Below are 13,672 nucleotides of genomic sequence, written 5' to 3'. Positions count from 1 at the left end.
AACTTGATAACACGATACTTTTTCAATTCATTCACAGTGAGTAATATCCTTTTCATAAGTATTAGTTTAACATTTGGGACATTTTATGTTTCGACCTACTTAGGACATTATCACTTTCGAATGATAATATAAAATTGCCAAAAATATTCTACTTGCATTTCCCAAAAAATATGCTATAATAACTATAAAGAACAAAAGAAAGGAGCGCTCACGATGAGCGCTCCTATTGTTTAGTAGAAAGGAGTCCTATGTCTACAACGATCATAGAAACAGTGTTAGCGCACCTTGACGGCAAGCTGCCCGCGCCGTTTGAGTTGGTGGATGTCGAGTGGTCAAAGCTCGGTACTGATCAAGTTTTGTCAGTGCTTGTTGATAAGCCAGACGGCATCACTTTGCAAGATACGGCTGATTTATCGGAGATTATCAGTCCCGAGCTTGATAAAATCACGCCAGATCCCTTTCCGAGTGCCTATATGCTTGAGGTTGCAAGTCCTGGTGCTGAACGTCCTTTGAAAAAGGTGGCAGATTTTGAGGCGCACATTGGCGACTACATTTTTGTTAAGCTTTATCAGAAACTTGAGGGCGAAAAGGAATTTGTTGGAGATTTGGTTGCGTTTGCCGACAATGTTGTCACGCTAAGTTATCTTGACAAGACACGTCAGAAAACGGTTGAGATTGATTTCTCAAATATTGCCAAGGCTCAAACACAAGTTAAAATTTAACACAAACATTAAAAATAAAAAAGAAAAGAGGATTAAAATGAGTAAGGAAATGCAAGCTGCATTCACCCTTTTGGAAGAAGAAAAGGGCATTTCGCCAGAGGTTGTTATCGGTGCGATTGCGGAGGCTTTGACGGCAGCTTACAAAAAGCAATACAATCAATCACAAAATGTGACGATTGAGTATAATGATGCCAAGGGCGATTTTATTGTTTACTCGACGCGTGAAGTGGTTGATGAAGTTTTTGACAGCCGTCTGGAGATGAGTCTTGATGATGCGCTGATGCTTAATCCGCATTATCAAATCGGCGACAAAATTCGTTTTGAAGAAAAGCCAAAAGATTTCGCGCGGACTGCTGCCAATGCGGCTAAGCAAGTTATCATGAATAAAATGCGTGAAGAATCGCATACAATCATTTTTAACGAGTACAAGCGTTATGAAAATGAAATTATCCAAGGAACAGTTGAGCGTGTGGATGATCGTGCCATTTTCATCAATCTTGGCAAGGTTGATAGTATGCTTGGCAAGCGTGACCAAATTCCTGGCGAGCGTTATCAAATTGGCGATAAAATCAAAGTGTATGTTTCGGGCGTTGAACAGTCTAAAAAAGGACCGATTGTCTATGTTAGTCGCACGCACCCCGACCTCCTCAAACGCCTGTTTGAAAAGGAAATTCCTGAGGTTTACGACGGGACGGTTGAGATTATCAGTATTGCGCGTGAGGCGGGCGATCGTGCCAAGGTTATCGTCAAGTCCAACGACCCCAACGTTGATGCGATTGGAACGATTGTTGGACCACGTGGTTCACGTATTCGCACCTTGGTTGATGAACTTCACGGCGAAAACATGGACATCATTGAGTGGAACGATGACCGTGCGACTTTGATTCAAAATGCTTTGAAACCTTCAAAAGTCAACCGTGTTATCGTTGACGAAGAAACGGGCGAAACTGTTGTTGTAGTGCCGGATGACCAGTTGTCTCTTGCGATTGGCAAACGTGGGCAAAATGTTCGTCTAGCAGCACATGTGACCAATAACAAAATTGACATCAAATCACAATCAAGATTTGACGAAGAGGCCAAAGAGGTTGTCGCTGAACAAGCTGAGGAAATTGTTGCTGAAGAGGCACTTGATTAAAAGTTGAGGAGGCGAATGACCATGGCGAAAACCAAGAAGATTCCCTTAAGAAAATCTGTTGTCTCAAATGAACAGTTTCCCAAAAAACAATTGTTGAGAATTGCTTTCAATAAAAATGGGGAGATTAGCATTGACCCAACTGGAAAAGCTGCGGGGCGTGGCGCTTATATTGCCATTAAAAAAGATGAGGCGAAACTTGCCAAGAAAAAACGGATTTTTGACCGCACATTTCAAACGCAAATTGCGGCTGATTTCTATGATGAGCTGATTACTTATGTTGACCATTTGGTTGAACGTGAAAAGCTCGCAAATGTGACCTATTCAATAGATGAGGCACCAGAAATTTGAGAAACGATGACTGAAATCACAGAATTTAACAAAACAAAATTGCTCAATGCCTTAGGCATGGCAAAAAAAGCAGGAAAGATTGTAACAGGTGAAGAACTTGTTATCAAATCGATCCAAGCTGAGCGTGCGAGATTGGTTTTTGTTGCACATGACGGTGCTGAAAATCTCATCAAACGCATGACTGATAAAACAACTTACTATGAAATTCCCATGATAGACACCTTTTCAACGGCTGAACTGTCGCACGCTATTGGTAGCGAACGCAAAGTTATCGCCGTTCAAGATAAAGGATTTGCCAAGAAAATGGAGAGTCTTATGAAATAAGAAGATAAACAAGGAGGACACTAGATTGTCTGAGAAAAAACGTATTAACCAAATCGCTAAAGAGAGCGGTTTGACCAATAAAGAACTGGTTGACCATGCCCAAAAAATCGGCTTGCCTGTCAAATCTCACAGCTCAAGCATTGATGCTGAGCAAACAAAAGCGCTACTCAAGTCTTTTAATGCCGAGAAAAATGGTGGCAAAGTTGCTAAACCTGCTAAGGCTGCGCCGAAAAAAGCGGAAAAAACAGAAACTCACAGCCGTGTGATTGTTGCTGGTGGTAAAAAAGTCGTGACTGAAACAGAAACTGGTAATCGGCCGATTATTGTGGGCGGTAAAAAAGTGTTGAGCGATGAAGAAGTGGCAAGTGGTCGTGTAATCGCAGTCGGTGGTAAAACTGTTGCGCCTACTTCTGCTCAACCACCAAAAGCAGAGCCAAAAAAAGCTGAACCTGTCAAACAAGACACCGTAGCGCCAAAGCCAGCACAACCTGTTTCTGAGAAAAAAACTGAAGTCAAAGTAGAAAAGAAACCAGAAATTAAGCCAGAAAAGCCGAAGAAACCTACGCGCCCAGCCAATGGTGGTATCAAAGTTATCAAGCGTGCGGAGGACATCAAGCCGAAAAACGGTGGTATCAAGGTTATCAAATCTGCTGCTGACATCGCAGCAGCGGCACCAGTAGCGCCAAGTAATAATGCCAATGCCAACCGCAACAAAAATAAGCGCAGCCGCAACAATAACAATAGTAGCGGTGGTGGACAAGGTGCTCAAAATAACAATGGTGGCAACCGTCAAGGCGGACCATTGCGTGTCAATGATAATCGGAACCAAGTCCGAAATGCGCGTAATTCTAACTGGAATAGTAACAAGAAGAAAAAAGGTAAGCGCGGTGGTCAACAAGTTGCACCACAACCTGTTGTTCAACGTAAATTCCATGAATTACCAGAAAGTCTTGTCTATACTGAGGGCATGACGATTGCTGAGTTGGCAAAACGTATCAAACGCGAGCCAGCTGAACTTGTCAAAAAACTTTTCCTCATGGGTGTGATGACCACGCAAAACCAGTCGCTTGATGCAGATACAATCGAACTTTTGCTTATGGACTACGGGATTACGCCTGAGAAAAAAGTTGAAGAAGATAAAACAGACATTGAACGTCTGTTCATTGAGGATGGTTATCTTAATGAGGCTGCCTTAGTTGAACGTCCACCAGTCGTGACCATCATGGGACACGTTGACCATGGTAAGACAACGCTCCTTGATACATTGCGCAATTCGCGCGTGACAAGTGGCGAGGCGGGTGGTATCACACAACATATCGGCGCTTATCAAATCGAGGAAAATGGTAAAAAAATCACTTTCCTTGATACACCTGGGCATGAGGCTTTCACGAGCATGCGGGCGCGCGGTGCCTCTGTTACCGACATCACGATTTTGGTTGTTGCGGCAGATGATGGCGTGATGCCCCAAACGATTGAGGCGATTAACCACTCCAAAGCTGCTGGTGTACCAATGATTGTCGCTATCAACAAAATTGACAAGCCTGGTGCAAATCCTCAGCGTGTGATTCAAGAGCTTTCAGAACATGGTGTCATGAGTCAAGCGTGGGGCGGAGATTCAGAATTTGTTGAAATTTCAGCTAAATTTAATACAAATATCGAAGAACTTTTAGAAACAGTCCTTTTAGTAGCAGAATTTCAAGAACTTAAAGCTGATCCGACTGTCAAAGCAATTGGTACAGTCGTTGAGGCACGTCTGGACAAGGGCAAAGGGGCAATCGCAACATTGCTTGTCCAACAAGGGACACTCCACCAACAAGATCCGATTGTTGTCGGAAATACGTTTGGTCGTGTGCGTGCTATGGTCAATGACCTTGGACGCCGTGAAAAATCAGCAGGACCGTCAAGTCCAGTCGAAATTACAGGTCTAAATGATGTGCCACAAGCTGGCGACCATTTTGCCGTCTTTGAAGACGAAAAAACGGCGCGCTCAGTTGGGGAAGAACGTGCCAAACGTGCGCTCCTTCATCAACGTAGCAGCACGCACCGTGTTAGTCTTGAAAATCTCTTTGACACGCTTAAAGAAGGGCAAGTCAAGTCTGTCAATGTTATCATCAAAGCTGACGTACAAGGGTCAGCTGAGGCGCTCGCTGCCTCACTTCAAAAAATCGAAGTTGAGGGTGTGAAAGTTGACATCGTTCATAGTGCCGTTGGTGCGATTAATGAGTCGGATGTGTCACTTGCCGAGGCAGCAAATGCTGTTATCATCGGTTTCAATGTTCGTCCGACACCACTTGCGCGCCAACAAGCAGAAAGTGATGACGTTGAGATTCGTCTCCACAGTATCATTTACAAGGTTATCGAAGAAGTCGAAACTGCCATGAAAGGCATGCTTGATCCTGAATTTGAAGAAAAAATCATCGGTGAGGCTGTCGTTCGTGAAACTTTCGTTGTTTCAAGAGTTGGCACAATTGCAGGTTTCATGGTCTTGTCGGGTTCAGTCAAGCGTGACGCTAGTGTGCGCGTAATTCGTGACGGTATCGTCATCGCTGACGGTAACCTCTCGTCGCTCAAACATTACAAAGACGACGTTAAGGAAGTCAACAAAGGCAATGAGGGCGGTCTCATGATTGACGGCTACAACGATATTGCAGTTGATGATACGTTTGAAGTTTATGAAATGGTTGAAATCAAACGTTAAAATGGAGCACGCATGATAGACTCGTTTAAGCACAAAAATGGAACAGATTTTATTTGAGACTATTTTAAAATCTTAGGTTTCGTTTTTATGCTTAAATTAGTATAAATAACAGCGTGTTGAAGCCTATGGGCACCTGTTATGCGGCAAGTACTCATGTGGCGCGAAAGATATAATAAGGTTTAATATAATATGGTCATCCTAAAACCACAAATTTCAGCAGATTTGCTTGTCTCAAATGACTTGATTTTGGCAGAAGAAGGTTATTTTACCGAGGTACATTACAGGGACAGCAAGGCAGACCGTTCATTTTGTGAACGTGTCTGTTTTCGCAAAGCTGTTTTTACAAACTGTGATTTTTCAGGTGTGCAATTTGCCAGCTTTGAATGTCTGGATGTGATTTTTAACAACTGCGATCTGTCAAATGTTGCTTGGCTCATGGCAAGTTTTCATCGTGTTGTCTTTAATAATTGTCGTTTGACAGGCGCGAATTTTGCTGAAAGTGTGTTGCATGACTGCGTTTTCGATAAGTCATTGCTCAATTATACGTCTTTCAACTTTTGCAAGTTTAAAAACAGTTTATTCAGTGAAACAACGTTGCTAGAGAGCGAATTTTCAGAAGTCAAATACACCAATTTGACTTTTCAAACTTGCGATTTGACAGCGACAAATTGGGCGCATACACCTATGAATAAGCTAGATTTTTCAAACGCGACTTTTGACTACATCACATACAGTTTAAATACGATCAGAGGTTTGAAAGTCAATCCCAGTCAAGCACTGGCTTTAGCGACTTCTCTAGGGATTAATATTATATAAGAAAAGTTATGGAAAAATATATCAAGTTTCCATTAAAAGCTAAGAAAAACACGTATGCGACAGGTAGTGGGAAAATGACTAGTAGCCGCCCCTCCTCTTATGATTATCACTATCAAAATGGCGATTTGCGCTACATTGATACCTATCTTGGCACGCACCTTTTTTCTGGTGAAGAGGCCATTTGGGAAGAGGGTAAGCAATTATACAGGGCGCGTTTTGAGTGATAACTTCAAGAGTGCTTTCTTAAAAAAAGCGCTGACTTTTCCAGATGAGCGTTATCCTTATCGCACTCATTCAAGCACAAAAACGAAACAGATTTTGGCTAGTTTCAGCCAACTCTTCGTCAACCATTCTTACCGTATACCTATACGCTTGCGACTGATTTCCTTGATTTGTCTGAAACTATCTCAAAATCTTGTGTTTCGTTTTTATACTTGAACGAGTATATCATGACCGTTACAGGCGAATTTGACTGGTTTTCTGGCAATGAAAAAATCTTCTATAAAACGGAGTTGATCTATGAATTACTGTTTCATGGTGGATTAATTGTTGATAAACATTTTGATTAAAAAAATATTAGAAAGGACAGCATATGTCAAATACACATCGCAGTGATCGTGTGGCGGTTGAGCTTATGCGTGAGATTAATGATATTCTCCGCATGAAAATCCGTGATCCGCGCGTGCAAGAAGTCAATATTTCTGACGTGCAAATTACGGGCGACCTCAGTCAAGCCACGGTTTATTACAGCATTTTGTCAGATCTCGCATCTGACAATGAAAAAGCGCGCATTGGACTCAAAAAAGCAACAGGCGCTATTAAAAGTGAACTTGCCAAGCGCATGACACTTTACAAAATTCCAGATTTGACTTTTGCAAAAGATGAATCCGTTGCCTATGGTGGCAAGATTGATGAACTTTTGCGTCATTTGAATAAAGAATGAAAAAAAACGAACGATTATTTCAAAATCGTTCGTTTTTGTGTTGTCACGGTTAATTTTTGTCCTGCTTTGAGCTTGTGAATCTCGCCGTCAATCTGAACGAGTTGGTCGCTATCAATGACCAGTTCAAATTTTTTGTCCACCAGATGATGCACATGTTTACTGGCAAAATGTTTGGCTTGTATAATTTTGGGAATCAGTGCAAAAACGCCAACGATATTAAAACGATCAAGTTCAATCAAATGAATATCAGAATCTGTTATCTTGGCATCTGGCGCAAGCGGAATGCCACCACCAAAAAAAGAGTGATTCGTCATTGTAAACAAAAACGCCTTGTCAAATCTGACACCATTAACCGTCACGCCAAAAGGTTTTTTAATCAAAACGACGTGGAGCGCACTCAAGAGATAGGCGAGCTGCCCCGACTTGAACTTGTTCAAAACGCCCTTGGTCAGACTTTTGTTGGTCGCATCAACCATGGCGGCATCAAGCCCAATGCCAAAATTGTTGGTCGCAAGACCAGACAGATTTTCGGAAACGTAGTTGAGCATGAAGATTTCTTTGGGTTGTGCCTTGTGAATGTTATCAAAAGTCGCAATCGTGTCTTTTAGCGAAATGCCAAGACCACGACCAAAATCATTGCCAGAACCAGCAGGGATATAGGAAAAAGCTTGATTTTCGGGTAGCGCATTAACCGACAAAGAAATTGTGCCGTCACCACCGATAATCAAAATGCGATCTGCCGCTGTTTTTTGCGCCAAAATATCAGCCATCAAGCGATTTTCATCAAATGGCTGATGGGTTTCAAACAGTCGAAAAGTAATCTTTTTATGCGTTAAATAGCTTGTTAATTCATCGGTTACTTGCTTGCCGTGACCATGCCCCGCATGAGGGTTCGCCAAAATGTAATAGTTCATAACTACTATTTTACCAAAAAAATCATGAGATTGTTGAAAAATCATTCAATTTAAGGTATAATTTGGTAATATCTTATGCAGATGAAATAAAACTTATAAAAAGAATAAAATAAGGGTGAAAATGGTAACTTTGACATCAAAGATTGAATTTCATTATCAGAAAATGGACGGAAGTCCTGTTTTTGATACCAAAGTTTTGATTGGTCAAGTCGGTGAAAAGGTTGAGAAACCTGTACATTTTACTTTGCCTGGTTTTCATATCTTGACCGAAAAACATCCTGAAGAATTGATATTCACGACTTGCAATCAAGAATTTTTGGTACTCTATGCGCCAGATTTTCAGCAACTCTATGTTCGGATTGTGGTGGCGGAGGGAGTCGAACAGGAATACGCTTTGACTGCTAAATCTGGTCAAAATTTTGATACAAGCAAATTGGGCGATTTACTATTTCCAAATTATCGTTTGAGTATTACTTATCGTGATGAGACGGGGAAAATTGTCAAAAAAATTGTTGATAAACTTCCTGAAATTACGGCAGATTCAACAAGTAATGGTAATCTGTTTTTCGACAATGATCCTCAGGTTTTGGTAATTGAATATGTCGAAACAATCACATCTATGACTGTTCGCTATGTTTTGAAAAATACGGAGAGAGAGATTGCTGAGTCGCGCCTTTTAGATGGCGAATTAGGAACAGTTATCGTTGAACCAATTCCAATTATGATAGAGGAAGATTATATTTTTGAGAAGATTCGTGAAAATTCAGCTCGTCGTTATAGTAACTATGGTGGCGAACTGATTTATGAATACAGTATCAATTCTGATATTATCAGTAAAGCGAAATTTACCTTGCTGAATTTGGCAGACCAGAGTCTCTCAGGCACGGCTTATGCGCTGAAAGCTCTGTTAGTCGAGCCAACGGCAACGGCGGCAGAAATCAAAGATTTAACAGCTAAACTAGAATCAGAAACGATAACTCCGTCGGCATTACCAAAAAGTAATAAAAAAATCGTTGGCGCGCCAGAGATGACCTTAAACGAACTTTTGACAACCTTGACCGATGTTCGAGATATTCTCAATAAAATCGACGATAATTACCAAAACATTAACAATAAAATCGACGATTTGCAAACGCTTGTCAAACCAACTGATAAAGCGATCAAGTTGCCGATAAATGAACGTGAAGCACCCGCAATCGGAGATAAAATCATAGCCATAAACACTTTGCAAGAAGTGATTGACTTTCGAGACAAAATTTTTAATGAAAGTGAAAATCTAATCAATTAAGCCATGATTCATGGCTTTTAGTGTAGAAAAAATAGCATGAAAAAAAATACTAAAGAACTTATCAATTACGCTCTTCCCGCCGTTTTTGAAAACATTTTGCAAACGACTGTCGGCTTTATTGATAGTGTGCTAATTGCTAAAATTTCGCTTGTTGCGGTGTCTGCGGTCAGTCTCGTAAATGCTATCATGGCGGTTTATCAAGCAGTTTTCATCGCCCTTGCTGTTGCGATTGCAACTGTTTTATCAAATGTTATTGGCGCTAAAAAAACAGAAGCTATTTCAGAAACGGTTAGGCAATCTATTGCCCTATCTTTGATAATTGGTCTGATTTTATCAATTTTGTCCTTGATATTAGCAAGACCACTTCTCCAACTTATGGGCGCAAGAGATGACATTTTGCAACAAAGTCTCCTCTTTTTTAGAGTGATTGCAGGTACAAGTTTTCTAATTGTCTTGATGACCGTATTGGGTCAGCTCGTCAGAACATCTGGACAAGCGCGAATGCCTTTATATGTTAATTTAGTTGTTAATCTCCTGAATTTTCTGTTAGATTTGGTATTGATTTTTGGCTTATTCGGTTTGCCCAAACTTGGTATTTTAGGTGCAGGAATTGGTACAGCACTTTCGAGATTAGTTGGCGTTCTCCTACTTTTTAGACAATTACAAAAAACGAGTAACCCTTTAGATGGCAAGCTATTCTCAATGAAAAATAACATTTTCAAATCAGAAATTCTTAAAAGAGGCTTGCCAATCATGGGCGAACGTCTGCTGATGAGAGTTGGTGATATTGTTATTTTTGTGATTATTATTGCTTACGGAACAGATATTTTTGCGGGCAATTCGATTGGCGAGACAATTACAGCCTATAATTATCTGCCTGCTTTTGGTTTTGCGACAGGCGCTAGCATTTTGATTGCGCGGGCTTTTGGTGCGCGAAATCTAGTGGAAGTTCGGACTTTAACCAAAAAATCATTTTGGATAACAGCGATTATCAGTACGATTTTAGGCGGTATTTTATTTGCTTTAGCGCCAGTTCTTACAGTTTTTTTCACGGCAAATGCCAGCGCTGTCACAGCAACACGCGTTGTCATTTTTATTTCATTTATCAGCGAACCTATTGTTGCAGGCGTTATCATTTATACAGCGGCTTTGCAGGCAATGGGCGATGCTAAAACGCCATTTTATGCAACTTTGATTGGCATGTGGTCGATTCGCATTGGGCTTGCTTGGCTTTTAGGAACAGTATTAGGACTTGAAATCTGGGGTGTTTGGCTTGCGACAGTTTTTGATAATATTTTTCGTTTAATTGTGTTAAAATTAAAGTATGAGCATAGAATCAAAAATCAAAACATTAACTGAACAACTTAACCAATATGCCCGTGAATACTACACATTAGACAATCCAACAATCGAGGATGCCGAGTACGACCGACTTTATCGTGAACTCGCCACATTAGAATCGGAAAATCCGAACCTTATCCGAGCAGATTCGCCGACACACAGAACGGGCGACGTTGTCTTATCTGGCTTTGAAAAATATACACACGATTACCAACTATATAGTCTACAAGACGCCTTTTCACGCGAAGAAATCGAGGCTTTTGATGTACGTGTCCGCAAGGAAATTGATAACCCAGAATACATCTGCGAACTCAAAATCGACGGTTTATCGCTGTCTTTGGTTTATGAAAATGGCGTTCTGAAAACGGCAGCAACACGTGGAGACGGCACAATCGGAGAAAATATTACCGAGCAAGTCAAGCGTATCAAGGATGTGCCACTTTATTTGACAGAACCGATTGACATCGTTGTTCGTGGCGAGGCTTATTTGCCACGCAAAAATTTCCAAAAACTTAACCAAGAACGGGAAGAAGACGGTTTGCCGTCATTTGCCAATCCGCGCAATGCTGCAGCTGGCACGCTCAGACAACTTGACACCAAGGTCGTTGCCAAACGCGGTTTAGCTACTTTTCTTTATCAAGAGGCAAGCCCCGCAACTAACGACACCCAAGAAGAAGTTTTGATCTATCTTGAAAAGCTCGGTCTAGTTGTCAATCACAGGCGTACTTTTGCGACCAATATGACTGAAATTTGGGCGTTTATCCAAGAAATTTCGGAAATGCGTGACGACTTAGCCTACGATATTGATGGCGTTGTGATAAAAGTCAATAATTTAACACAGCAAGATGAACTTGGCTTTACAGTTAAATTTCCAAAATGGGCAATTGCCTACAAATTTCCCGCCGAACTCGCTGAAACAGAAATTCTCAGCGTTGATTGGACAGTCGGTCGGACAGGTGTTGTCACGCCAACTGCTAATATGACGCCTGTTTTATTAGCGCAAACAACAGTTGCACGTGCCACTTTGCACAATGTTGACTATATCAAGGAAAAAGACATCAGACTTGGCGATACAGTCGTGATTTATAAGGCTGGCGACATCATTCCTAAAGTTCAGCGTGTTCTTGTTGACAAACGTCCCGAAAATTCAGTCGACTTGCTCATTCCGACAACTTGCCCAGAATGCGACTCAGAACTGCAACATTTTGAAGATGAAGTCGCACTTCGTTGTGTCAATCCGCTTTGTCCTGCGCAAATTCGCGAAAAACTAATTCATTTTGCCAGTCGTGGCGCTATGGCAATTACAGGTCTAGGCATTGCAGTTGTCACCCAATTATTTGACAAAAAATTAGTGACTGATGTAGCTGATTTATATCAATTAACGGTGGAAGATTTGCTGACACTCGATAAAGTTAAGGAAAAATCAGCAGAAAAACTCTATCAGTCAATTCAATTCTCGAAAAAAAATTCAGTCGAAAAACTGATTTTTGGACTTGGAATCCGTCATGTTGGCGCAAAAGCTGCCAAAATAATTGCTGAAAATTTATCAGATTTGACGACCATTTCAAAAGCAACAGTCGAAGAGTTATCAGCTATTCCAACAATTGGCGTGGTTCTAGCGGAAAGTTTGACCAAATATTTTGCGCTAGACGGGACGAAAAGACTTTTAGCAGAATTGCAAGTAGTAGGTGTCAATTTCAATTACTTAGGAACAGTTAAGCGTGATGATGCCTTATTGTCAGGCAAAACGGTTGTTTTGACAGGCAAGTTAGCGCAATTAACGCGTAATGAGGCCAAGGAAAAACTGGAAAATCTAGGTGCAAATGTTAGCGGCAGCGTGTCGAAAAAAACTGACATCGTTATCGCGGGCGCAGATGCGGGTAGCAAATTGATAAAAGCTCAGGAATTGGAAATTGACATCTGGACAGAAGAGGAGTTGATAAACTTATGAAAGCAAGACTGATATATAATCCGACATCAGGGCAAGAAACGATGCGAAAAAATATCGCAGAAATTCTCGATGTTTTGGAAAGTTTTGGCTATGAAACATCCGCATTTGCAACGACAGCTGCCGAAAATTCTGCTAAAAATGAAGCAGAACGCGCAGCGCAAGCAGGATTTGAGATGATTGTTGCAGCTGGTGGCGATGGCACGATAAATGAAGTTGTCAATGGCATTGCGCCCTTAAAAAAACGACCAAAACTTGGTATTATTCCAGCTGGTACAACCAATGATTTTGCGCGTGCGCTAAAAATTCCGCGCAATAATCCTGTTGCAGCGGCCAAAATCATTGGCAAAAATCAGACTTTGAACATGGATATTGGTCGTGCTGGAGAAGATAATTATTTTATTAACATTGCTGCGGGTGGTTCTTTTACTGAGCTAACTTATAGTGTGCCATCGCAGCTCAAAACGGCTTTTGGCTACCTTGCCTACATCGTCAAAGGGGCTGAATTGCTACCACGAATCAAGGCAGTTCCTATTAAAATCACGCATGATAATGGTGTCTTTGAAGGTAAAATATCAATGTTTTTTGCAGCGTTGACAAATTCTGTTGGTGGGTTTGAGAAAATTGCGCCAGATGCGCAATTAGATGACGGACTTTTCACGCTAATCCTCGTCAAAACAGCTAATTTATTTGAGATGATTCGTCTTATAGGACTTGTGATAAATGGTGGCAAGCACATTGAAGACAAAAAAATTGAATATATCAAAACGAGTAAAATTAAAATAGAACCTCAGTCAAATGATCGCATGATGATTAATCTTGATGGCGAATACGGCGGTGATGCCCCGATTACCCTGACCAACCATAAATGTCATATCGAAATGTTTGCCAATCTGGATGAAATCAATGATGACAATTATATCGGTGACGAAGATGAATTGGCACTCGAAGCAGTTGCCAATAAGTTTGTCAAAGAAGCAGAAAGAACAAACGAATTCGACGGATAATTTGTTAGATATGCAAATACCTAAAAAATAGCTTATCGTCGCATTTTTTGAGATATTTAAGTATAATAGACTTCTCCCGAAATTAAATTTCGAAATTGATAATACCACAAATTAAGGACGCCCGAAGTAAGTGCCTCTTTCTTCGATTACGATATTTCTGAGCCATACACTTAAAGGTTTTGATTTTA

General features: G+C 40.9%; 14 protein-coding genes. 13 read left to right on the top strand and 1 reads right to left on the bottom strand.

The window, feature by feature from the left end; all coding sequences use genetic code 11:
* Positions 1 to 248 precede the first annotated feature (248 nt).
* From rimP to rbfA, 9 genes are all read left to right on the top strand, one after another.
* Positions 249 to 722: a ribosome maturation factor RimP gene (gene rimP / locus Hs30E_RS08950; protein WP_172209618.1), complete on the top strand. Its 474-nt coding sequence runs from the start codon at positions 249 to 251 to the stop codon at positions 720 to 722.
* Positions 723 to 759: 37 nt separating this feature from the next.
* Positions 760 to 1,857 carry a transcription termination factor NusA gene (gene nusA, locus Hs30E_RS08945; RefSeq protein WP_172209617.1) on the top strand — a complete coding sequence of 366 codons (1,098 nt, stop codon included), beginning with the start codon at positions 760 to 762 and terminating at the stop codon, positions 1,855 to 1,857.
* A 21-nt stretch (positions 1,858 to 1,878) separates the two neighbouring features.
* On the top strand, positions 1,879 to 2,205 hold the full coding sequence (gene rnpM / locus Hs30E_RS08940; RefSeq protein ID WP_172209616.1) for an RNase P modulator RnpM: 327 nt from the start codon (positions 1,879 to 1,881) through the stop codon (positions 2,203 to 2,205).
* A gap of 6 nt (positions 2,206 to 2,211) precedes the next feature.
* Positions 2,212 to 2,529 (top strand): YlxQ-related RNA-binding protein, encoded by a 318-nt coding sequence (locus Hs30E_RS08935; protein WP_172209615.1) that lies wholly within the window; start codon positions 2,212 to 2,214, stop codon positions 2,527 to 2,529.
* 25 nt (positions 2,530 to 2,554) lie between these two features.
* Positions 2,555 to 5,227 (top strand): translation initiation factor IF-2, encoded by a 2,673-nt coding sequence (gene infB / locus Hs30E_RS08930; RefSeq protein WP_172209614.1) that lies wholly within the window; start codon positions 2,555 to 2,557, stop codon positions 5,225 to 5,227.
* Between the two features lie 189 nt (positions 5,228 to 5,416).
* Positions 5,417 to 6,043 carry a pentapeptide repeat-containing protein gene (locus Hs30E_RS08925; protein WP_172209613.1) on the top strand — a complete coding sequence of 209 codons (627 nt, stop codon included), beginning with the start codon at positions 5,417 to 5,419 and terminating at the stop codon, positions 6,041 to 6,043.
* An 8-nt stretch (positions 6,044 to 6,051) separates the two neighbouring features.
* Positions 6,052 to 6,267, top strand: coding sequence for a hypothetical protein (locus Hs30E_RS08920; RefSeq protein WP_172209612.1), 216 nt, complete (start codon positions 6,052 to 6,054; stop codon positions 6,265 to 6,267).
* A gap of 210 nt (positions 6,268 to 6,477) precedes the next feature.
* Positions 6,478 to 6,612 carry a DUF5680 domain-containing protein gene (locus Hs30E_RS11255; RefSeq protein WP_228462036.1) on the top strand — a complete coding sequence of 45 codons (135 nt, stop codon included), beginning with the start codon at positions 6,478 to 6,480 and terminating at the stop codon, positions 6,610 to 6,612.
* A gap of 23 nt (positions 6,613 to 6,635) precedes the next feature.
* Entirely contained in the window at positions 6,636 to 6,986 is a 351-nt protein-coding gene (gene rbfA / locus Hs30E_RS08915; protein ID WP_172209611.1) for a 30S ribosome-binding factor RbfA, read from the top strand.
* Positions 6,987 to 7,000: 14 nt separating this feature from the next.
* Here the strand turns inward: rbfA and Hs30E_RS08910 are convergent, their stop codons facing one another.
* Entirely contained in the window at positions 7,001 to 7,900 is a 900-nt protein-coding gene (locus Hs30E_RS08910; protein ID WP_172209610.1) for a diacylglycerol/lipid kinase family protein, read from the bottom strand.
* A 121-nt stretch (positions 7,901 to 8,021) separates the two neighbouring features.
* On the opposite strand from Hs30E_RS08910, the gene Hs30E_RS08905 reads away from it, so the two are divergent.
* Genes Hs30E_RS08905 through Hs30E_RS08890 form a run of 4 tightly spaced genes read left to right on the top strand, consistent with a single transcriptional unit; the run spans position 8,022 to position 13,484 of the window.
* Positions 8,022 to 9,188: a hypothetical protein gene (locus Hs30E_RS08905; RefSeq protein WP_172209609.1), complete on the top strand. Its 1,167-nt coding sequence runs from the start codon at positions 8,022 to 8,024 to the stop codon at positions 9,186 to 9,188.
* Between the two features lie 36 nt (positions 9,189 to 9,224).
* The gene (locus Hs30E_RS08900; RefSeq protein ID WP_172209608.1) at positions 9,225 to 10,547 is read left to right on the top strand and encodes an MATE family efflux transporter; all 1,323 of its coding nucleotides are present in this window, start codon (positions 9,225 to 9,227) and stop codon (positions 10,545 to 10,547) included.
* Positions 10,513 to 12,480 (top strand): NAD-dependent DNA ligase LigA, encoded by a 1,968-nt coding sequence (ligA, locus tag Hs30E_RS08895; RefSeq protein ID WP_172209607.1) that lies wholly within the window; start codon positions 10,513 to 10,515, stop codon positions 12,478 to 12,480. The genes Hs30E_RS08900 and ligA overlap by 35 nt, the downstream gene beginning before the upstream one ends.
* Complete coding sequence (locus tag Hs30E_RS08890; protein ID WP_172209606.1) at positions 12,477 to 13,484, top strand: diacylglycerol kinase; 1,008 nt, start codon at positions 12,477 to 12,479, stop codon at positions 13,482 to 13,484. Before ligA ends, Hs30E_RS08890 begins: the two co-directional genes overlap by 4 nt.
* The last annotated feature ends 188 nt before the right edge of the window (positions 13,485 to 13,672 follow it).

This window comes from Pseudolactococcus hodotermopsidis (assembly GCF_011170085.1).
In the GTDB taxonomy this organism is placed as follows: Bacteria; Bacillota; Bacilli; order Lactobacillales; family Streptococcaceae; genus Pseudolactococcus; species Pseudolactococcus hodotermopsidis.
Note: the sequence above shows the minus strand (reverse complement) of the source record. Positions and strands in the feature narration are given on the sequence as shown.

Bases quoted from the DNA above. Each gene is read 5' to 3' on its own strand.
- Hs30E_RS08925 (WP_172209613.1), top strand. From the start codon at position 5,417: ATGGTCATCCTAAAACCACAAATTTCAGCAGATTTGCTTGTCTCAAAT.
- rimP (WP_172209618.1), top strand. From the start codon at position 249: ATGTCTACAACGATCATAGAAACAGTGTTAGCGCACCTTGACGGCAAG.
- nusA (WP_172209617.1), top strand. From the start codon at position 760: ATGAGTAAGGAAATGCAAGCTGCATTCACCCTTTTGGAAGAAGAAAAG.
- Hs30E_RS08890 (WP_172209606.1), top strand. From the start codon at position 12,477: ATGAAAGCAAGACTGATATATAATCCGACATCAGGGCAAGAAACGATG.
- ligA (WP_172209607.1), top strand. From the start codon at position 10,513: ATGAGCATAGAATCAAAAATCAAAACATTAACTGAACAACTTAACCAA.
- rbfA (WP_172209611.1), top strand. From the start codon at position 6,636: ATGTCAAATACACATCGCAGTGATCGTGTGGCGGTTGAGCTTATGCGT.
- rnpM (WP_172209616.1), top strand. From the start codon at position 1,879: ATGGCGAAAACCAAGAAGATTCCCTTAAGAAAATCTGTTGTCTCAAAT.
- Hs30E_RS08905 (WP_172209609.1), top strand. From the start codon at position 8,022: ATGGTAACTTTGACATCAAAGATTGAATTTCATTATCAGAAAATGGAC.
- Hs30E_RS08920 (WP_172209612.1), top strand. From the start codon at position 6,052: ATGGAAAAATATATCAAGTTTCCATTAAAAGCTAAGAAAAACACGTAT.
- Hs30E_RS08910 (WP_172209610.1), bottom strand. From the start codon at position 7,900: ATGAACTATTACATTTTGGCGAACCCTCATGCGGGGCATGGTCACGGC.
- Hs30E_RS08935 (WP_172209615.1), top strand. From the start codon at position 2,212: ATGACTGAAATCACAGAATTTAACAAAACAAAATTGCTCAATGCCTTA.
- Hs30E_RS08900 (WP_172209608.1), top strand. From the start codon at position 9,225: ATGAAAAAAAATACTAAAGAACTTATCAATTACGCTCTTCCCGCCGTT.